A 19,794-nucleotide genomic window follows, 5' to 3' on the forward strand; every position below is an offset into this window, starting at 1 on the left:
GAGAGCCGTGGGGAGGATGTCAAGTGGATTACGCGGTGATCGGCAGTGAGAACCAGAAAGTTGAACCTTTTCCCTGTTTGCTAATGAGGCCGATCTTGCCATGGTGGCGTTCAACAATCGTACGGCAGATATAGAGTCCCAATCCCAGTCCCGTACCTGAGCCATACTGTACTTCGATGCCTTTGGCGCGGTAGAAGCGCTCCCAGACATGCTCCTGAGCCTCTGGCGAAAGACCTGGACCCTCATCGTGTACCTCTACACGCGCCTGCCCCCGACCGGTCTTCAGATAGACATCCACCTGGCATTCCAGGGGAGAATATTTAAGCGCGTTGGTAACGTAGTTATGAATGACCATGCTGATGCGATCGACATCAGCATGGATGGGTATGGATTTGGTGGCTGGCAGGCATAGGTTGATCCGCCTGTCTGGCGTTACTTTCTGTAGATCTTCAACTGTGGTGCATACGATCTCTTTCAAGTCGCATGGCTGTGTGGTAATGATAAATTTATCGGCGCGGATGCGTGATGCGTCTAACAGGTCGCCGATCATACGGTCTAGCGTTAGAGAGCGGTTTAAGGCATCCTGAAGTGGTTGTTGAATACGTTCATTCTCGCTCAACATAGATACTTCGATGGTCTCGACGCCTTGCTTCTTGAGCTTCTCTATGCGGCGTAACACTAGCTGTACATTGCCATAAATACCGGTGAGGGGGGTACGTAACTCGTGGCTGGCGATTCCGAGGAATGTGTCAAAGCGGTGATTGAGCTCCTGCAGGGCTATCTCATTGGAATGCGCCTGGGCCCATTCATCTGAGATCCGTACCCGTTCGATAGCCAGCGCATTCAGCTTGGCGATGGCTTTGATCACGGCGATTTCTTCCTGTGTATACGGGCGCTTCTCATCCCTATCGATAAAGCAGATCCCAATCAGCTGCGTGCCCATTACCATCGGCGCCGTGAGCAGGTTAGACATGCCGAAGGTAGATCGTCCTTTAAAGGGTTGTTGTCTTACATTGTGTACGATAGCGCGGTTGGCATAGAGGTTATGGATATCCGCGTCATCGAAATAGTCCGCCAGCATTGATTTGCTGACTTCCTTTTGGGCCGCCTTTGCCTGTTCAAGGGGGAGCCCGCTAATACCCAGCAGTTGTAGTCGCTGGGATGGGGCCACGGACGAGATTCCCACCAGGCGACATTCAAGAACCTGGTGGAGAATCTCTGCCAGGTATTGTGCGGTGGAGTTGCTGCCTGGAAAAAGATCAGCATTTGTTTTGTGCGTGCTAGAGCCCTGTTCGGGGATGCGTACGATCTCTTCTGCGACCACGAGTAGCGATGCCAGGGTCTGCAGAGCCTGGCGCGATTGTTGGCGCTGCTCTGTAACGTCTCGGAAGACACATACGCCCCCTACCATCTTTCCATGCTGATCAAGAACCTGTGAGGCTGCTATGTTGAGCTGTTTCTCGCTGCCAGATGGCATCTGTATGATGATATCCCGCGTTTGATCGCTGTTATAACTGTCCGAGTTGCTCATGGCATGGTCGAGCCAGAGTTGCTGCGCGACGAGCTGATTTCTATTTTCATCAAAAATGTGGTGGTGATCAAAAAGCTGGAAGCACTTATGACCTATCACGCTTTGTGCTGAATCACATTCAAAGAGGGACAGCGCGGCCGGATTAATGTGGAGTATCGCTCCGTCCAGATCGTAGACAAAAACCGCATCTGTAATAGCTTTGAATACGGCTTCGAGCCACTGGGCTAACCCCTTTACTTCGGAAGGTTCACCTGCTGTATTGTCCATCGTCTCTCTTCTCTCGTGTAACGCGTAAAGTAGTCAGATTGATCTACCATATTATTGATGGGATTTATGACCTTCGCGTAGTGATACATAAATGCTACTTCGCAGATAGCATTTATTGCTGTACACAATTGACCTACGATGCATCAAAGTGACATAAATAATAATAATGTATCTACTTTGATTATGCATACATTTGACAGTACATCATATTCGTGAAGTGGTAGAGGATGTCAAGCTTATCCATGCAAGAACCGCACTCGCGCTATATCGATGCGGCACAGACAACATCCATAGCTCGTGTGCTGTATCGATGCGGCACAGACAACATCCATATGTGAGTTGGTGCGACATGAGCGCATTCGCGCTCATGTCGCACCAACTCACGTAAACCAAAGGCGGCCGCGTATGCGGCCGCCCGTTCGGGAGCGCGTACGCTCCCTCATTCTAATACGATTCTTTGGCGTGCACGCCAACCATCATCCCTTTTTTGAACATACGATCGCGCGTCTCCTGTGGCTGCCGCATGCGTGTGGTGAGTACGACACGTTGCTGAGCAGCCTGACCCCGCTGCAGGTCGCCAGCTGTCTCGATCTGCTTGAAGATCATCATACCCTTTTTGAACTGTACCATACTTTCACCTCTTCGCCTGAATGTCTGTTTAATGACGTTAGATTTCTAACACAGACCCTTGACGGTCGAGCCAACCATCATCCCTTTTTTGAACATACGACCATTGGACTGACGGACCTGCTGGATCTGCGTGCCGAGCACAACGCGCTGCTGAGCAGCCTGGTTGAATTTTAAACCTGTTGTCTGCTCAACCTGATTAAAGACCATCATACCTTTCTTGAATTGGATCATATGTTCACCTCATTCTCACTTGTGGCCGGATGCCGATTTACACTATTGCTACGGCTAGCGGGGCGGTCGTTGCGTTCACGACTTCGGTATTTTCGCTTTACCTGTTTCTCTGTTCTACTAAACTATTCTGTTTTGCCCGCTCAAAAACGGTAATTTTTCCAGCATTTCTATCACCTTTTTCGATTTCTCCTCCGCTTTCACCTGGCCGCGGAAGGCATCTCAATTGAGCGCGAAAGAGTACCAGATTACACTATAAGTGTAAAAAGTTGCGTGTATAGATCGATCCATGATACGCAATTATTGCGGCATAGATCGTCTACCGGCCTGCAGTTAGCGTTGATGTGCTGACTGTAGCGAGCGGTTCTCTTTTCTAGCGGGCATTAAAAAACAAAATTGGGAAAATGTACCTCAGACACCATTCAGGTCGTCACACGAGGCAAAGACATAAGAGAGCTGACGAAGTCGCCTTTATAGGTTCGAGCAACCGGCGTCCGATTGATAGATGCCTTTACCACTCAGGTCTGTCAGACATCTTTCAGCAAAGAGGTATAAGTGATGGGATATCAAGACAGACGAGGTGCGCCAACTAAAAAGCATTGATGCCTTCATGTGGTTTTCCCCTCTCTTTCTATCTTGATACTTAAAAAGTAGCAGAATCTTTTCTTTCGTTATTGTATAGTACAAAGATAGCATAAGGCACAACCATTGTCAAGCTAATTACGGACAAAATTGACAAATATTTCACTTATGTAAAAAAATGTCGTCACATTCATTTCATAAAATGGGGTTTATTTTGTAATGTTGAATGGAGCATTACAAAATAAACAGTTATCCTTTTAGGTAGTAGCGCATGAGGTGGCGGCCAGCAGGGCGTCTAAGGCTGAGCATTGGCGGGCGGCATCGCTGCTATCGGGCGGTTCGGACCACTTGAGCCCAAACTGGTAGTTGCCGGGGGGATTGTTGGAGACGATGGCTCTGGCATTGTTGTGCATGAAGCGCTGGTAGCTGGCCTTTGGCAGTACCGTATAGAGGTTGGCCAGGTTGCGCATAAAGATGCCTTTGAATTGAGGTCCGTCCGCTCCGCAGTCACCATCTTCGCAGGGTTCACGCAGGATGCCATTGCGATCTACCAGGATGGCTATGGTGGCGTCGGCGATGCGTTCGGCCACGTCAAGATAGGCATGGTCGTTCGTGATGCGATACATCTCCGTCAGGCCACCCAGAATGACGCCCTGATTGTAGGTCCAGGTGACGTCGCCGTTGTTCTGGCAGAATTCATCCAAGCCGTCGTTGACCAGGTAGTTGTGATTAATGAGGCCGCTGCGCCAGAACCAGAGCCAACTCTGATAGGCGCGTCCGAGGTAGTAGGTGCGCGCGACCTCATCCGCTACACGGTGCTGGAGGTAGGCGGCGACCGTAAAGAAGAGCTCATTGGCGATGGCATTTTTATACGTGCGTTCCTTGGACCACCAGATGCCACCTCCACAGTAGCCATCCCAACCGCCCTCCATATCCGCGAAAATAGTGCGGGCCATCGCTAAATATGCTGGCTCTCCGATCTGGTCATAGGCTTTAATCCAGGCCAGCGCCCACCAGCCTTCGTCATCATAAAAGTCGTTGATGAAATTGCCGCCGCGGTGCTTTGCAAAGATCTCGCGTATAGTATTCAGGTAGACGGGATTATGGGTACGTCCCAGGTAGTCAGAAAGCGTCCAGACTATGTTGGCGGCATTCCACCATCCGGTACTCTCCCATAAGCCGCGTTTGGGATTATACCACTGCTGAAGCGCGGTTAGTCCACCCTCTATATGCGATTGATAGTTATACATGGAAGCGCCCCCTGTAATACCTGTGCGTTACTCTGATATGCATTGCCCCTACCCTCTGTTCACGCCCCAGCCCCGGTCGCGTTACAGGGCACTGCATGAACGTGCGCTGCCCATAAATTTTTCCTGTTATGTCGATAGCGGAGCTTTTTTGCTTGACACAGGAAAATGGGAATGGTACACTCTTGCTATATCAATGCACTCAAAGGAGGTAAAGATGAAATTGTTCACCGTCATGATTACACCCTCCGCTCGTTCTGGGCGTGCGTTCCTGCCCGTGAGGTCGGGGTCCGCCCGGAGGTAAGTGCATCTTTTCACCACCATCATCCATATCATTCCCCTTGTGATGACGCGGAGATAGGGATACTTTGTGCCCGGCGCAGGTATCGCTGTCTTCAGATCGCACGCGCGCTACTTGATGGACCACTGCTGCACTTTGCCGCCTGTGGTTTTTTATGAGCAGTAGATCACAGGTACAGAGCTTCCCAGGTGTGTGCCGTGGTCGCGCTGTGCCCGCGTGAATCCCATTTCCTTGTTGTGCATGTCCGCTCTCTATGCGCCTGCGCTTCAAGCGACCACCAGCCAGTGTCCTTGTGCCACACCAATCTGCTCCCAGCTTCCACTATTCAGTACCCGCATGGGTATAGAGGATCAACTATGCATGTTTTTTGTGTGCTCACACGTCGCATGTGTGATGTACCCGCCGCCGGATGTGGCAACGTTGTTTTGTGTGTAAACAGGGAAAAGGAGCATGGGTTATGGTAAAGAAATATTCAAAGCAGCACTATCAAGATCATATTGACCTGGAAGGAGATGAGGAGGTGCCGGCGCGTTGGGAGCCCATTCGGCGTCCCGAGGTCCATGTGAAGCAGACAAAGAAGAGCAGCTATGAGAGCAACGCCGACGTGCAGCGCTGGCTGAAGGAGCAGGGGATCGATGTTAACCAGCCTACGGTCTTCAATCCTACTTTCCTTTCCTCCCAGCGCGATGCTCCCTGGATTCTGTCGTCGTTGACTCCTCTCTACGAGCAGAAGTTGATCCTGGATATCCTGCACGTGGTCAAGAGTGGTAAGGAGGCGACCGTCTTTTGCTGCTCGGGCCATCCTGATACCGATCGCCAATACCTGGCGGTCAAGGTGTATCGTCCGCGCATGTTTCGCAGCCTGAAGAACGACGCCGATTATCGCAATAATCGTACCCAGCGCGATGAGCAGGGCCAGGTGGCTCATGGTGAGAACCGCCTGCGCGGTGTGGCCCGTAAAACCGCGCGCGGTCACGCGGCCCGCGTGCAGTCCTGGATCGAGTACGAGTTTGAGACCCAGCTCAGACTCTTCCAGGCCGGCGTCCATGTACCTCGTCCGCTGGCATACGTCGGCAACGCTGTCCTGATGGATTACATCGGCAGTGAGGGGAACGCGGCTCCGTTGCTGCGCGATGTCAGACTGGCTGAGCAAGAGGTACAACCATTATTCGACCGTCTGCTGGCGGATATCGAGCTGTGCCTGGCTCATGGCCGTATCCATGGCGACCTTTCGGAATACAATATCCTCTACTGGCAGGGAGATGTAACGATCATCGACTTCGCCCAGGCCGTGGATACCATTCACGACGAGGTCTTCCCCATCTTTGCCCGTGACGTCGCTCGCGTCTGCCAGTACTTTGCCCGTTACGGCCTCGAACGCGACGCCGAACAGCTCGCCGCCCAGATCTGGACGCGCCACCTCGGCGGTCGCGTAGAAGACATAGTTCTATAAATAAAAGTTATGGTGTTTCACATGCCATGCGCTAATGCGCATAGCATGTAAAACACCTAAAAAATATTGGAGTCGTCAGCGCCTTTATGCATATAAAATTTGGAGGAGGGTGCAGTATGGGGGGCGTTCACGCCCCCCATACTGCACCCTCCTCCAATAAAAGATTAGGGGCATCAGCGCCCCCAGGCTGGCTCTATGGAAAAAAGCCCGCGCTGTGCGCGTCTCTATTCAGAGACCGCCAGCGCAATCTCATTCTCTTCTTCAGTGTCGATGATGCTCAGGAGTTTGAGCGAGGGAATCCAGAGTTCGGCGCTTTTCAGCTCGGCGCGCGGATGGGTGTTACCGACCGCGATGGCCGGGATGTGGGCGGTATGGGCCGCCTCAATGCCCGGCAGAGAATCTTCGATCACCAGGCACTCCTCGGGCTCAGCCCGCATCAGTTCAGCCGCTTTCAGATAGCCTTCTGGATCGGGTTTGCCTTGCTTGACGTCATGGGCCGAGATGAGCAGGCGCGGCAATGGCAGTTTTGCGGCTCGCAAGCGTGCCCGGGCCAGTGTGGCCGGACCCGAGGTGACGATGGCCCATTGCTCGGGCGCCAGCTGTGCTAACAGCTCAGTTGCCCCCTCCGTGGCTACGACGCCATTGGTGTCCAGCGTCTGTATATCATCCAGGTAGCGTGCCTCGTTGTCGGCTTGCAATTTCGGCGCCACCAGGCGAATCGTATCAATGGTGCGGCGTCCATGGATCGACGACAGTACTTGCTGAACGTCTAATTGATGCCGCTTGGCCCATTCACTCCAATGACGCTCTACGTTGGCGATCGAGTCGACCAGTACACCATCCAGATCAAATAGAAGTATACGGCAGATGAGAACTTTACTGTAATCTTTTTTTCTTTGTCATAGGTAAATGTGCTTGGATTATCCTTTCTATTGCCTCGGGTCGTTTTGTTTGTAGTCTTTTAAGTTCATTGAATAAGTGAACGGGATATATGTTTGACTGTGGGGCTTCCAACCAGGACCATAGCGGAGCGGAGCTCTTGCTGCAAGATTTGCAGGACGTGTTTGACTCCTTCAGATCCTCCGACCGCCAGTCCCCATAAGATGGGCCGTCCAATCATGACCGCCTGGGCTCCCAGCGCCAGGGCCTTCAAAACATCGGTTCCGCGCCGTATCCCTCCATCCAGATAGACCGGGCACCGACCATCGACGGCCGCGACGATCTCTGGCAGGGCTTCGATGGGAGCAATGGCTCCGTCTAGCTGTCTCCCTCCGTGATTGGAGACGATAATACCTTCGACCCCGTGCTGTACCGCCAGCACGGCATCTTCCGCCGTCAAAATGCCTTTGAGTATGATCGGCAGGCTGGTCTGCGTGCGCAGCCAGGCGATGATGTCCCAACTCAGTGTGTGTCCCACATAGGCGGCACGCTCATCATCGTCGATACTGCCGTTAAGGCTATTGTGAACATTGCCAGTAAATGCCCCCGGATAATAGATTCGTTGGAAGCTGCCCATCTTGTTGCGTATATCACGCTCGCGCCGCGACAGCAGCGGCGTATCTACGGTCAGAACAATCGCCTGGTAGCCCGCTGCCTCGGCGCGCTTAACTAGCTGTCGCGCTTCGGGTTGGGAACGGATATAAAGCTGATACCAGCGCAATCCCTGGCTGACCTTGGCGACCTCTTCCATGCTGCGTGAGGCATCGTTGCTGACAATCATGCCACTACCCACCGCGTCGGCACCCTGTATGGTCTCACACTCTCCCTTGCTATGGGCCATGCCATGCGCCGCTGTGGGGGCGACCAGGATGGGCATCGAGAGCTCTCTTGTTAGTACGGATGTCGCGGTATTGCAGTTGTTGACATCTACCAGGACGCGAGGTCGCAAGCGCAGTTGGGCAAAGGCGGCGCGATTGTTCCGTAGAGAGATTTCGTCGTCGCTGCCCCCTTGATAGTAATCCCATACGGGTCTCTGTAGACGTTTCTGGGCGAGCATCTCATAATCATGCAGGTTGATCGGTTGCATCATACACTACTCCTAATCATCTTGAACGCTCTGAAGGCTGAGTTTTTTCTGCCTTTTACCTGCAGGGATACATTAGCGTGGGGCCCAGAGATAGGTCTGGATGCTGCAGCATTCCTGGAAGCCAAGTCGGGCATAGATGCTATAGCCGGTTGGCGAGGTCTGCAACACACCAATATTGTATCCTAAAGTGCGTGCGACTGATAGAGGGGCTAAAGAGATGGCGCTGCCGATGCCTTGCCCGCGCGCTTCTGGAAGGGTGCCAACGGAAAAGATGCCCGCGACTCCCGCGCCCAGAAAAATGGAAGAGGTGGCGACCGCTTTTCCGTGCAGGCGGCCGAGGAAACGCCGGTATGGCAGGTCTTTTCCCCAGCCCAGACATTGTTCAAATTTAATGTACTCGGGATCAATGTTGCTGGCGGCACCTCCAAAGGCAATGGAGGAGACCTCTATCCATTCGCTCAGGGCGGTGGCATTTTCTACTTCTTCGAGGCTAAAGCCATCGATGGCGGGCAGATCGGTTGGGAGTCGAGAGAGGTCGATCATCATTCCGGGCTCGCTGCCGTTATATTGCAATCCGCTACGTTTGAGATAATAGCCTAAATTGGCAGGTTGAGCATGGGGGAAAATCAACCACAACATTGGAATCTGACGCGCCTGAAATGGGAGCATGACCTCTTTGATACGGGTCATAATCGTCTGCTCATCCATCTTTACGCCCATCACAACATTGAGGGATGGTTGCGGTATGCCAGTAATGGCGGCAATATGATCAACGCTCTGATAGGCCTGAGCCCCGGGTATACAGCTACAGTACATAATAAATTCAATCAGGTTCTTCTCCATGGCCGCAATGACGCCTGGATAGCTGTTTTGCTGAAAAATCCTACCGCTCATGCTCATGCAGTGGTCCGTTCTTGAAGATAATAGATTGTCATGGCTTCCCTTTGTATCCTACCATGCTGCTTTCTCTACAAGCAAGGAGGGGATCAGGTGAGGAGATAGCCTCCATCTACGGTGAGCAGGCTGCCCGTCATGTAGCTGGCGGCCTCGCTAGCGAGGAAGAGAACCACCCTGGCGATATCATCGGGTATGCCCAGACGGTTGAGTGGAATCTGCTGCAGGAAATCGCTGGTGTTCATATCGGTGACGCCCGCCTGGTCCAGTGTTTCTGGTGAGACGGCGGAGGTGCCCGGCGTGATGATCTCTCCTGGCGCGATGGCGTTGACGTTGATGTGGTGTGGCCCTAATTCGAGGGCCAGCGTCCTGTTGAGGGCGATCATGCCTCCTTTAGAGGCGTCATAATGACTTAAGAACCGGGTAGGAGCCAGACCGTTGATTGAGGATATGTTGATGATGCGCCCGCCGCGCCCCGCCTTGATCATCTGTCGCGCTGCCTTCTGGGCGTAGAAGAATGCGCCTTTAAGATTAATGTCCAGCACTTGATCCCAGGCGGCTTCCGTCATTTCCAGGACAGATGAAAAAGGATAAATGCCGGCGTTGTTGACCAGAATATCCAGACTGCCAAATGTTTCTACCGTTGCCTGAATGATCGTATTGATGCTCTGTACCTCGCTGACATCTCCATAGAGTGTAGAGGCCCGACCGCCCCGCGCCTGGATGTCTTGCGCCGTTGTCCGGGCGGCCTCTAGATTAATGTCGACCAGCATGGTTGCGGCCCCCGCTTCCGCGAGTCGCCGGGCGCAAGCCTGCCCGATGCCCAGCGCGCCACCGGTAATCAGCGCGGTCTTTCCATGCAGATCAAACAGGCTGACAATACTTTGTTGTTCCACCGTATGTTCCTATTCCTGGCCGCCCGGACCTTTCAGGAATCCGACCTGCGGTAAGTGGCCGTAAAATCAAAGCTATGTCCTACAGCGATTAACCAGCGCTCTCCTTCCTGGACGACAAGGCATCTCTTTCTATAGTGAATTTGTTGCATCTATGAATAAAACGTTTCACCCTGCATTATGGTGGACTAATTAGCTCAGGAATAGTATACTTATTTTCCATGCAATGTTTTTTTTCACGTTATCTGTGGTAAGTTATTCGTTATAAAAGCTATAAGGGGTATGTCATCTTAGGATGAATGTGTTGTATTTTTTCAGCACTAGGCACCTACGTAGGTGCAATATAGGAAATTGTCGATGGCCAATACTGTAATGCATGAAATACCGTTTTCCTTTGATCAACCGGATCAAGTTTTGAATTCTTTACTCAAGCTCTTGCAGCAAAGGCTAAGACAGCCTCTCGCGACGAAAACATCAAAGGAGATTGTTGTTCGTAATGCACTTACTGTTCTCATTATTGATGCATACCAGGAGCGCGCCCAGTATATTGGTGGCTTGTTAACCGCTGTTGGTTATCGGCCTGTGGCGGTGTCGAATGAGCTTGATGCATTTACCGCGTTTCTGCGCGGCAGTTGTCTGCCCCTGGCTATTGTGCTTGGACGGGAAGATGGATCGAATCGCTTATTTGTAAATCGCCTGCTGCAGCAGTTGTTACAGCGCTATGATTGGGAGCCCCTGATGATTCGCCTGCAGGACTCGCGTCCCGCTGCCTTTGGTTCTTCCCCCTCGGGTGAGTTTCTCCCTCCATCTGTACAACCTGGTAGTAGCCCCTCTCAATCGCGCACCCCTTATCCACACACAACCAGACCCTTATATAACCGTTTTGGGGAACAGAAAGAGGGCTCTGGCCAGCCTGCGCGGCCAGCTATGCATGATAGCCGTTCTCTGCTTGAACCTCCCCCGAGTAGCGGTCCTTTGCCCAAGGGGCCCACTTCTATGCCCACGCGTGGTCCTGCTTCAGACGCTTCGCATCCCCCTATAACGCCACCATCTTTTACGGTATCAAAGGGGGATCAGGCCACATCCCCATCTGGTACTAGTTGGCCTTCTATGAATTCGGTGCATACGGAGCCGCCTGTTTCCAGGGATGTGAAAAGCGAGTCTCGTACGGATAAAGCTGAACTTCCTAAAAAGGAGAAGGTGTATCTGGATGGGCAGAGCCTGGGGCGCTATCAGATTCGGGCTCGCCTGGGGAGCAGTATGTATAGTGAAGTGTATCGTACCTATGATCGCTTGCGCGAGCAGGAGAGCGCGTTGAAGGCGATTCAGGTGGATATGGTACCGTTTTATGTGATGAAGGATTCGGTTGAGGAGGTGACCGTCTTTCAACAAGAGTCGGAACTGTTGGGCCCCCTGCAACATCCTCATATCTTGCCCGTGCTGAACTGCGGTAAATCATACATCAGCGGCACGAATTTTATTTATAAAAATATGCCTTTTTGCGCTGAGGGCTCACTGGCTACCTGGATACGCCGCTATGGTGGTGGAAACCCGTTTACGCTGAAGGATGCATTGCCAATCATCCTGCAACTGGCCGATGCGTTGCAGTTTGCGCATAATTATCATGTAACTTACCAGAACTTTAAGCTTTCGAATATTCTGGTACTGAATCAGAGTAAGAAGATAGCTAAAGTGGAAGTGGCCCTGGCCGACTTTTCTGTCGTGCAGGACGGCTCATATTTCTCGAAACTACCCGAGGGTTTTCCTTATATGGCCCCCGAACGCTGGGATGGAGCGATTTACCCGGCTTCTGATCAGTATGGTCTCGCCGCCATCACTTATGAGTTGTTGACCGGACGTCCCCCATTTCAGGGTAATGCCGAGCACGTAATGAAGATTCTGCACACCACGAAGTTCCCCCGCCACCTACGACCTTCAATCCTAAATTGCCTTCGTCTGTCAATGCGGTACTGGCGGCCGCCATGGCGAAGAAGCCGACGGAGCGTTTCGGTTCGGTATCCCTGTTCGTACAGACCCTCCAGCGCTGCTGAGCCACCCTCGTTACAGACTCCCGCACATGTTTTAGGTAATGAATAATACAAATGATGCGCAATGCGCATCATTTGTATTATTCATTACCTAAAACATACTTCCTTCGCAAGTTGAAAAGAACGGATATCCTTTGTAGGATATCCGTTCTTTTCAACTTGCGGTCAACTACTCATGCTGTGGCATAGTTGATCATACGTACGTACGTTACACAAATCAGACGTGTGTCAGTTCGCTCTGACCGGTCAGCAGCTTGTCGAGGGTCTCGCGTTTGATACGATAAGCCTGGCGCTCATTCACATGCGGAAGAATGATCGCCTCCAGCGCACCCTGCTTCACCCAGCGACGAACCGTGGTGTCATCTACCCTTAAGATATTTGCAACTTCCGATACAGTTAATAGCTCGCTCATGTGGTATTTCTCCTTCGCAAATGTTCTACTATTTAGATGCCGTTTCAAAACGGCGCTTTATTCAAAAACAGAAAGACTATCAAAATTATCTGCTAATGAATAAACTATGTGGAATTTGTTTTTATATTGTATCGCAAGTAAAGACATTTGTAAATATCTATCTATGGAAAATAATATTGATTAACGTCTTTATAGCGATGAATTGTCTCCTGTTGTATTCTGAACAATAACGGCAATGAAGAGAAATTTTCTCCTGGCCACTATTAAATTTAATAGTTTATTGCCTCATATTTATTACACGTGTGAATAGGCGAATAGGTTACGCGAATATTTCAATTATGTTGGCATGGTTCGGCGGCTAGGAGATATAAAAGAGAGATGTTATTGTGCCGCAGGTGACAGTTAAATGTATATTCTTTATAGAATTATACTAAGGGCAAACCATTTTTATTGCGATAGTGAATAGAACATCAGTTTTACCCCAAAAGGGTTCTCTCTGTTTCTTTTGTCCTTAGATATGAGTCGGGCTAGAAGATGTTGGCGACGCGGCTGATCAGGACCGCGACAATCATAAATGAGATTAGCCCCTCTAACATCATCAATACTTTGGCCCGACGACTGAGTGGGGAGGTATCGGTGGGACTGAACGCGGTGGCTCCCGTAAAGGCGACAAAGAGGTAATCAAAGAAGTGCGCCTCCCACGAGGCTCCATTCGCTTGCTGCGGGAACAGGAAGTCGCTGGCCTGGTGCGCGTTTTCGTGCCGCTTGCGTGGACCTCCACCATCGATGTTCCAGTACCATACCGCGAAGACGAGCACATTGCTGATCCATAGCAGCGTCGCTGAGCGTAGCAGGATAAAGCCGCTGTTGAAGGTCGATATTTTGATGATGAGCAGCGCCATTTCAACGATCAGGGCCAGCGTGACAAATCCCATCGCGGCCAGGGTGAGCGGTCGCGCAATGCGATGGGGAATAGCATGCCCGGTGACCCAGTATTGCCACATAGGAATGAGCAGGAGGATTTCTATCGCCAGCAATGACCATTCTGGCCCGATCCTGAGCGTGGGTGGCAGAAAAAAATAGCAGATCCCGATCAACAGCAATGTGAGCGATACAAGTAGTTTTGGCACCTGCCCTACCAGTTGATGCTCTGCTACCCTGTGCTTTTGCGCTATTGAGGATTTGTGATCCGCCTTTTCTTGTTCCATCTTTCCCTTCTATTCCATTACGCTTGCTTGAGATATTATAATTGTGGCAGGTTTGAAAAGCAATTGTGGGTTTCATTCGGCTTTGCGGCCAGCCTGAGAAAGTAGATTTGTATAATTTTTATGCAGCAGAATATAGATGATCAACAATTCTATGATAAGCAGAGAGCGCGAACCACTATTCGGAGAGAGTATCGCTTGCAGCGCTGGGCCTTTCGACTCTATCTTGCTATCGTCGCGCTTCTGTTGCTATGTATTGTGATCGGTGCTATCGGCATCAAGACTTCGTGGGGCGCCTTTATCGTTGATGGCTCGGTACCCTGGAAATGGATCTTACCGTGCGCCCTGGTGCTGGGCTTCGCGTTTATCTTTACAGATACTTTTATCCAGAATCAGGAAGAGGGTTGGTTTCGCAGGTATGGCACCCAGATCATGGCGACGGTGGTGGCGTTTGAAGAGGTGCGTATCTGGCGCTGGCCGCGCCGTTTCTTCTCCGGTGGGAGTGAGTATCGGCTGCAATTAGAGTGGACCTCTCCTCAGAATGGCAAAATCTATACCTTCTCACGTCGCGTGCGCGATAGCAAGCTGCCTGTGTCAGGCTCTCAGATTCCCGTTATTATCGATGCCGCCGATCCAACCGATTATCTGCAAGAAGATTTTAAACGCTCCTATGATTGGTAGCCCACTCGGACGCCCTGTGTTGTACTTAATAGGAGTTGGTGCGAGAGCAGGGATGGCTGTATTCGCGGCCATCCCTGCTCTCGCACCAACTCCTATTAAGAGAGTATTTTGACCATCGTGTAGTAACAAGATCCGGGGGGATAGTCCTCGACAACTCCTACCACTTTGTAGCCATGGCGCTCGTAGAAGGGGCGAGCGTGGAATTCAAATGTGGTGAGCAAAACTTTTTGCGCTCCGTTCTCGCGCCCTAGCTGTTCGACCTGTGCCAGTAAAGAGCTGCCCAATCCATGCCCACGCAACTCTTCGGGGAGCCAGAAATCATTGATCTCCAGCCAGTTCCAGTATTGTTCGGCGGCGATGCCGCCCAGCCATTGTCCCTGTTCATCGGTCACTATGGCGCTAATCTGCTTGACGGCACCTTTGGCACGGGCCGCCTTGTGATGTGGTGAGTGCTGATTATTGAACTCTCTGATTCGCTCATGGATGAAGCTCGCGAATTGTTCCTGCTCTCCCTGCGTAACTGAAACGTTGTAATTCATATATTCAACCTTCTGGAAAATTTTCATCCCTGAGTATACCTGTTGCGCCGTTTGAAGACAAGCGGGAAACCGCGACGGGCTGCTCTGCTGCGATCTTTTTTTTGTCTGTGGCGTTATTTACTTAGAGAACCTCGCTTTGTGGCAGGTTTCTTCGTATTGATCTGATGTGGATGTATGGTTATGTAGAAAGTTGAGGATGAAGCTATGTCAGGTGTAAGGAGAGCGTCTGTCTCCCGTTTTTTTCCGATCTTATCAGGTATCGCGCTGGTGCTGTGTTTGTTCTCGGGCAGCAGCGCGGCCGCGTCTGTCCCAAAGGCGACTCTGGTCTCTCATTTCGTTCCCTCTGGCGTGCGTGCTAATTTAACTTCGACGGCGGACTGCTGGGTAACCTCGCTGGCTGCGCCCCGTAAGGACGCTTGGCGTTGTGCTGTGGAGAGTATTATTTATGACCCCTGCTTTAGCTCGGCCAACTATCCGAATGCTGTCATCTGCGATGCCAATCCCGCAAGGTATACGCGCGGGCTGAAGGCTACGCTGGCGGGTAAACTTCCCGTGACTACGGCTGCCGAGGCGAGCGCGCAGCCCTGGGTGTTGCAACTGCCAAATAATGTGTACTGTACGTTTGCGACTGGTGCTACCTGGATTGTTAATAATGAGCGCGTCGATTATGGCTGCACCGACAATACTGTTATTGCTGGATTGCCTAAACAGGGAACCATCTGGACCGCCAATGTGGTTCCCCAGGGACAGATGACGCGTACGGTGGTGACAACCGTCGTTCACGCCTGGTATTGATCGATTGCTCCTCTATTTATTCCTCCTCCTGCGTGGCCGCCAGAGTATCCATAATGGTGTTGATAAAGTGACGTGCGGGCTGTGCTATGCGGCGGAAGCGAGGATAGACCAGGGCGAAGACAAATTCTTCGCTGAGATCCTCGATAGGTAACAGGACAACCTCGCGATCGATCTCAGATGAATAGAGCAGGGCGGGCAGCATAAAGGTGATGCCCCTGCCCTGCCTGACCAGTTCTTTGAGGCCGGCCAGGGATTCGATCTCTACCACGGGTTGAATGGTGATGCGGCGGGCCGTGAAGGCACGATCTACCGCCCGCCGTAGACGCGAGGTCTCCCCCAGCAAGAATAACGGTTCCTGCAGAATTTGAGCCAGCGTGACGGGGACCGTTTTATGCTGCGCCAGGGGATGATCTGCCGCGACCATGATCTGTAGCGGTTGGCGAAAAAGCTCTTTGACGACCAGAACTTCGGGATGTACGTTGGGATTAAAGATGAGCCCGAGGTCCAGTTCACCATGCTCGATGAGCCGGAGCAGATCGTCGGTGCGGCTGACGCGTACCTTGAGCTGGATGTTGGGGTAGCGTTGGTGGAAGATGGGGAAGATGGTAGGCAGAAATACCGTGGTGAGAGGCTCGATGCTGCCGATGTGGATCGTGCCATGCTCACCGTCCTGCAGACGCGCCATAGCCTGCTGTCCCTGCTGCAGGTGATCCAGGGCGTCACGCACGTAGGCGGCGAACTCCTGTCCCGCCGGAGTAAGCACCACGCGCTGCTTCACGCGACGAAAGAGCTCTACCCCCAGTTCGTCTTCCAGCGCGGCGATCTGGCGACTCAGTGCTGGCTGCGCCACCAGGCAGATCTCGGCCGCCTTGCGAAAGTTCTGGGTCTGCGCAGCCGTTAGAAAATAGGTGAGCTGTCGTAGTTCCATCTCCCCCCTTTATGTTGATAACCTACAGGCATCAACCTTAGCTATAATAGGTATTAGACATATCAATTGTATGTTATTATACTTCACATAATAACTGTCGCGCACGCCTCTATGCGCGCGCTGTGGTCCCTGTTTTCGCCAGGGGACGTTGGTACTCAGGAGAAGAGGTACATATGGTAGCTGACAAGCAAGCAGTGGATAGCAATACGACGCGACGTCCACAAACCCTGTTTGATAAAATCTGGCAGTCCCATGTAGTCAAGGATCAGCCCGGTGAGGCCACTCTTATCTATATCGATCGTCACCTTGTGCATGAGGTGACTTCTCCCCAGGCGTTTGCGGGCCTGCGTTCTGCCGGATTGCCGGTGCGGCGTCCGGATGCGACGGTGGCGGTGCTGGACCATAATATTCCGACTACCCAGGGGCGCCGTAAGCTGGATATCGTTGATACGGCGATCTCTACCACCATTACGACCCTGGAGCAGAATACACGCGACTTCGGGCTGACCTTATTTGATATGCAGGATGCGCGGCAGGGGATCGTGCATATTATCGGTCCGGATCTAGGCCTGACGCTGCCCGGCATGACGATTGTATGTGGCGATTCCCATACCTCGACCCATGGGGCCTTTGGCGCCCTGGCGTTCGGCATCGGGACCAGCGAGGTTGAGCATGTGCTGGCCACGCAGTGTCTATGGCAGGAAAAGCCGAAGACGATGAATATTCGCGTCGAGGGTAAGCTTTCGGAGGGCGTAACGGCGAAGGATCTGGCGCTGGCGATTATTGGTAAACTGGGGACGGGCGTTGGAACCGGCTACGTGATCGAGTTCAGCGGCCCGGCCATTCGCGCTCTATCGATGGAAGGCCGCATGACGCTGTGTAATATGGCCATTGAGGCGGGCGCGCGCATGGGTATGGTAGCTCCCGATGATACGACGTTTGAATATATCAAGGGTCGTCGCTATGCCCCACGGGGCGAGCAGTTTGAGCAGGCGGTCGCGGCCTGGCGTCAACTGGCGAGTGATCCTGGAGCGCAGTACGACGCGGTCCACGAAGTAAATGTGGAGGGTTTGGGACCCCAGGTGACGTGGGGCATTAATCCTGGCATGGTGCTGGATGTCACCGGTAACGTGCCCGATCCCGCGCAGCAGTCTGACCCTCAGGTACGCGAGAGCTATGAGCGCGCCCTGAAGTATATGGGCCTGAACGCGGGCCAGAAAGTGACCGATATCCAGGTGGATACGGTCTTTATCGGCTCCTGTACCAATTCACGCCTGGATGATCTGCGCATGGCGGCTCAGTATGTCAAGGGCAAGCATGTGGCTCCCAATGTGCGTGCGCTGGTGGTTCCTGGTTCAACCAATGTGCGCCGCATCGCCGAGGAGGAGGGTCTGGCCGATATCTTCCGCGAGGCGGGTTTTGAGTGGCGCGAGGCCGGTTGTAGCATGTGTATCGCTATGAATGGCGATCGCCTGAGCGAGGGCGAGCGCTGCGCCTCCACCAGCAACCGTAACTTTGAGGGACGCCAGGGACGCGGTGGCCGTACCCACCTGGTCAGTCCAGCTATGGCGGCCGCGGCCGCTGTCACCGGCCATTTTGTTGATATCCGTTCCTGGTAGTGAAGAGGAGCTAAGAAGAGATATGCAACCATTTACCACGCATAGCGGGCTGGTGCTGCCCCTGAATCGTGTGAACGTCAATACCGATGAGATCCTGCCCGCGCGCTTCCTGAAGACGGTCAAGCGTACCGGCCTCGGCGAAGCCCTGTTCGCTAACTGGCGCTACCTGGATGAGCAGCAGACGCCCAATCCAGAGTTCGTGCTGAATGAGCCGCGCTATCAGGGGGCCAGTATCCTGGTGGCCGGTGATAACTTCGGCTGCGGCTCATCGCGTGAGCACGCTCCCTGGGCGTTGGCCGAGTACGGATTTCGCGCCATTATCGCCCCTAGCTTCGCCGATATCTTCTACAACAACTGCTTCAGCAACAGCATCCTGCCGATCGCGGTCCCTGAGGCGGTGGTCAACGCATTGATGACGGAGGTCGAGGCCAATCCCGGCTATTCGCTGGACATCGACCTGGCCGCCCAGACCGTGACGCGTCCCAACGGTGAGGTGATCCGTTTCGAGATCGATGCCTTCAGGAAAGAGCGTCTGCTGAAGGGACTGGACATGGTCGGCTGGACCCTGCAGATGAAAGACGATATTGCCAGCTATGAGCAGCGTCGTCGGCAGGAGGCTCCCTGGCTCTTTTCCGATTCGCTGATCGCGCGCTAACTGCTTATTCTCTCGTTATAAAGCATGCGGCCCTTTGTTTTCGGAAACAAAGGGCCGCATGCTTTGTTCCTGTTACAGATCCGGTCAGGAAGAGTCGCCTTAAGCCGGTGTGTTTGCAATCTTTGATTATGACCAGGTACCGGCTTCCCGAAATACTGCTGAAGCCAGCACGGCTATTCTCGTCGCCATTTTCCCAGGCGTATACGCTTGTCCCTGCTCCAGCCACCAGGTGATCGCCTCTACCAGCATCGCGGCAACCAGATCTGGCACAAACGTATCAGGAAATGGATGGGCCATCTGCGCGGCATGCTTGGAATCAGCCGCTTCTGGCGCTTCCTCTAAACTTCCATGTTGCTGGATCAGCTCGGCAAGACGTGCGCGCATCTTTTGCGCGAACCAGGGGCTGCCTTTTTTGCCCAGCAGCGCCCGATAGAGCCGATCATACCGGGCGATTTGCTCAAAGAAGCGCACCCATACGTCTGTGGGATGCTCGCGCCCGAATTCACCGATCGCATGAAACAATGTATTCATGGCCTCGTCAAAGATCTGCTCGACCAGGTCGTATTTATCCTGGTAATGGCGATAGAACGCGGCCCGGCTGACCATCGCCCGCTCGGTCAATTCGCCAACCGTGAGATTATCGAAGCTACGCTCCTCGATCAGGGCAATGAGCGCTTCTCGCAGCAGGATTCTGGTGCGTCTCACACGCAGATTCTCAGCCTTCTGAGTCATTTTCCGCTCCTTGTCTCATTCGAGACAGATCTTGCTGATTGATGCTTGTACTCTGCCAAGCGCCGGACTACACTTTTTCTTAGATACGATAGTCCATATGAGACAGTATGTCTCTTCTCAGCTATACT

The 19,794-nt window shown here is 52.7% G+C and carries 19 protein-coding genes; 6 read left to right on the plus strand and 13 right to left on the minus strand.

Annotated elements, in window-relative coordinates; genetic code table 11:
* Positions 1–28: 28 nt before the first annotated feature.
* The 4 genes from AABA21_RS08010 to AABA21_RS08025 all read right to left on the minus strand — a co-directional run bounded on the left by AABA21_RS08010 (position 29) and on the right by AABA21_RS08025 (position 4,488).
* Positions 29–1,798, minus strand: a complete 1,770-nt coding sequence (locus tag AABA21_RS08010) for a sensor histidine kinase (protein ID WP_338248679.1) — start codon at positions 1,796–1,798, stop codon at positions 29–31.
* A gap of 444 nt (positions 1,799–2,242) precedes the next feature.
* Positions 2,243–2,428 (minus strand): hypothetical protein, encoded by a 186-nt coding sequence (locus AABA21_RS08015; RefSeq protein ID WP_338248681.1) that lies wholly within the window; start codon positions 2,426–2,428, stop codon positions 2,243–2,245.
* Between the two features lie 45 nt (positions 2,429–2,473).
* A complete protein-coding gene (locus tag AABA21_RS08020; protein ID WP_126601241.1) occupies positions 2,474–2,659 on the minus strand; it encodes a hypothetical protein in 186 nt (61 codons plus the stop codon).
* 836 nt (positions 2,660–3,495) lie between these two features.
* Positions 3,496–4,488, minus strand: a complete 993-nt coding sequence (locus AABA21_RS08025; protein ID WP_338248685.1) for a glycoside hydrolase family 76 protein — start codon at positions 4,486–4,488, stop codon at positions 3,496–3,498.
* 755 nt (positions 4,489–5,243) lie between these two features.
* Here AABA21_RS08025 and AABA21_RS08030 point away from each other — a divergent pair.
* The gene (locus AABA21_RS08030) at positions 5,244–6,239 is read left to right on the plus strand and encodes an RIO1 family regulatory kinase/ATPase domain-containing protein (protein WP_338248687.1); all 996 of its coding nucleotides are present in this window, start codon (positions 5,244–5,246) and stop codon (positions 6,237–6,239) included.
* A 224-nt stretch (positions 6,240–6,463) separates the two neighbouring features.
* Here AABA21_RS08030 and AABA21_RS08035 read toward each other — a convergent pair whose 3' ends face one another.
* The 4 genes from AABA21_RS08035 to AABA21_RS08050 form a co-directional block, all read right to left on the minus strand.
* On the minus strand, positions 6,464–7,108 hold the full coding sequence (locus tag AABA21_RS08035) for an HAD-IA family hydrolase (RefSeq protein WP_338251011.1): 645 nt from the start codon (positions 7,106–7,108) through the stop codon (positions 6,464–6,466).
* Positions 7,109–7,206: 98 nt separating this feature from the next.
* A complete protein-coding gene (locus AABA21_RS08040) occupies positions 7,207–8,268 on the minus strand; it encodes an alpha-hydroxy acid oxidase (protein WP_338248689.1) in 1,062 nt (353 codons plus the stop codon).
* A 69-nt stretch (positions 8,269–8,337) separates the two neighbouring features.
* Complete coding sequence (locus tag AABA21_RS08045) at positions 8,338–9,159, minus strand: GNAT family N-acetyltransferase (RefSeq protein ID WP_338248691.1); 822 nt, start codon at positions 9,157–9,159, stop codon at positions 8,338–8,340.
* A 92-nt stretch (positions 9,160–9,251) separates the two neighbouring features.
* Positions 9,252–10,055, minus strand: a complete 804-nt coding sequence (locus AABA21_RS08050; protein ID WP_338248693.1) for an SDR family NAD(P)-dependent oxidoreductase — start codon at positions 10,053–10,055, stop codon at positions 9,252–9,254.
* Between the two features lie 354 nt (positions 10,056–10,409).
* Between AABA21_RS08050 and AABA21_RS08055 the strand changes: the two genes are divergently transcribed.
* Positions 10,410–12,149 (plus strand): serine/threonine protein kinase, encoded by a 1,740-nt coding sequence (locus AABA21_RS08055; protein ID WP_338248695.1) that lies wholly within the window; start codon positions 10,410–10,412, stop codon positions 12,147–12,149.
* 168 nt (positions 12,150–12,317) lie between these two features.
* On the opposite strand, the gene AABA21_RS08060 is transcribed toward AABA21_RS08055, so the two are convergent.
* Complete coding sequence (locus AABA21_RS08060; protein WP_338248697.1) at positions 12,318–12,512, minus strand: helix-turn-helix domain-containing protein; 195 nt, start codon at positions 12,510–12,512, stop codon at positions 12,318–12,320.
* Positions 12,513–13,039: 527 nt separating this feature from the next.
* Positions 13,040–13,720 carry a hypothetical protein gene (locus AABA21_RS08065; protein WP_338248700.1) on the minus strand — a complete coding sequence of 227 codons (681 nt, stop codon included), beginning with the start codon at positions 13,718–13,720 and terminating at the stop codon, positions 13,040–13,042.
* Between the two features lie 120 nt (positions 13,721–13,840).
* Between AABA21_RS08065 and AABA21_RS08070 the strand changes: the two genes are divergently transcribed.
* Positions 13,841–14,398 carry a hypothetical protein gene (locus tag AABA21_RS08070; RefSeq protein ID WP_338248702.1) on the plus strand — a complete coding sequence of 186 codons (558 nt, stop codon included), beginning with the start codon at positions 13,841–13,843 and terminating at the stop codon, positions 14,396–14,398.
* A gap of 95 nt (positions 14,399–14,493) precedes the next feature.
* Here AABA21_RS08070 and AABA21_RS08075 read toward each other — a convergent pair whose 3' ends face one another.
* Positions 14,494–14,937: a GNAT family N-acetyltransferase gene (locus tag AABA21_RS08075; RefSeq protein ID WP_338248704.1), complete on the minus strand. Its 444-nt coding sequence runs from the start codon at positions 14,935–14,937 to the stop codon at positions 14,494–14,496.
* A gap of 204 nt (positions 14,938–15,141) precedes the next feature.
* Between AABA21_RS08075 and AABA21_RS08080 the strand changes: the two genes are divergently transcribed.
* Entirely contained in the window at positions 15,142–15,732 is a 591-nt protein-coding gene (locus AABA21_RS08080; RefSeq protein ID WP_338248706.1) for a hypothetical protein, read from the plus strand.
* Between the two features lie 16 nt (positions 15,733–15,748).
* On the opposite strand, the gene AABA21_RS08085 is transcribed toward AABA21_RS08080, so the two are convergent.
* Positions 15,749–16,660 carry a LysR family transcriptional regulator gene (locus AABA21_RS08085; protein ID WP_338248708.1) on the minus strand — a complete coding sequence of 304 codons (912 nt, stop codon included), beginning with the start codon at positions 16,658–16,660 and terminating at the stop codon, positions 15,749–15,751.
* Between the two features lie 173 nt (positions 16,661–16,833).
* Between AABA21_RS08085 and leuC the strand changes: the two genes are divergently transcribed.
* Entirely contained in the window at positions 16,834–18,279 is a 1,446-nt protein-coding gene (gene leuC, locus AABA21_RS08090) for a 3-isopropylmalate dehydratase large subunit (protein ID WP_338248710.1), read from the plus strand.
* 22 nt (positions 18,280–18,301) lie between these two features.
* Positions 18,302–18,934, plus strand: coding sequence for a 3-isopropylmalate dehydratase small subunit (leuD, locus tag AABA21_RS08095; protein WP_338248712.1), 633 nt, complete (start codon positions 18,302–18,304; stop codon positions 18,932–18,934).
* A 126-nt stretch (positions 18,935–19,060) separates the two neighbouring features.
* On the opposite strand, the gene AABA21_RS08100 is transcribed toward leuD, so the two are convergent.
* The gene (locus AABA21_RS08100; protein WP_338248714.1) at positions 19,061–19,666 is read right to left on the minus strand and encodes a TetR/AcrR family transcriptional regulator; all 606 of its coding nucleotides are present in this window, start codon (positions 19,664–19,666) and stop codon (positions 19,061–19,063) included.
* Between the last annotated feature and the right edge of the window lie 128 nt (positions 19,667–19,794).

Source organism: Dictyobacter halimunensis, assembly GCF_036245075.1.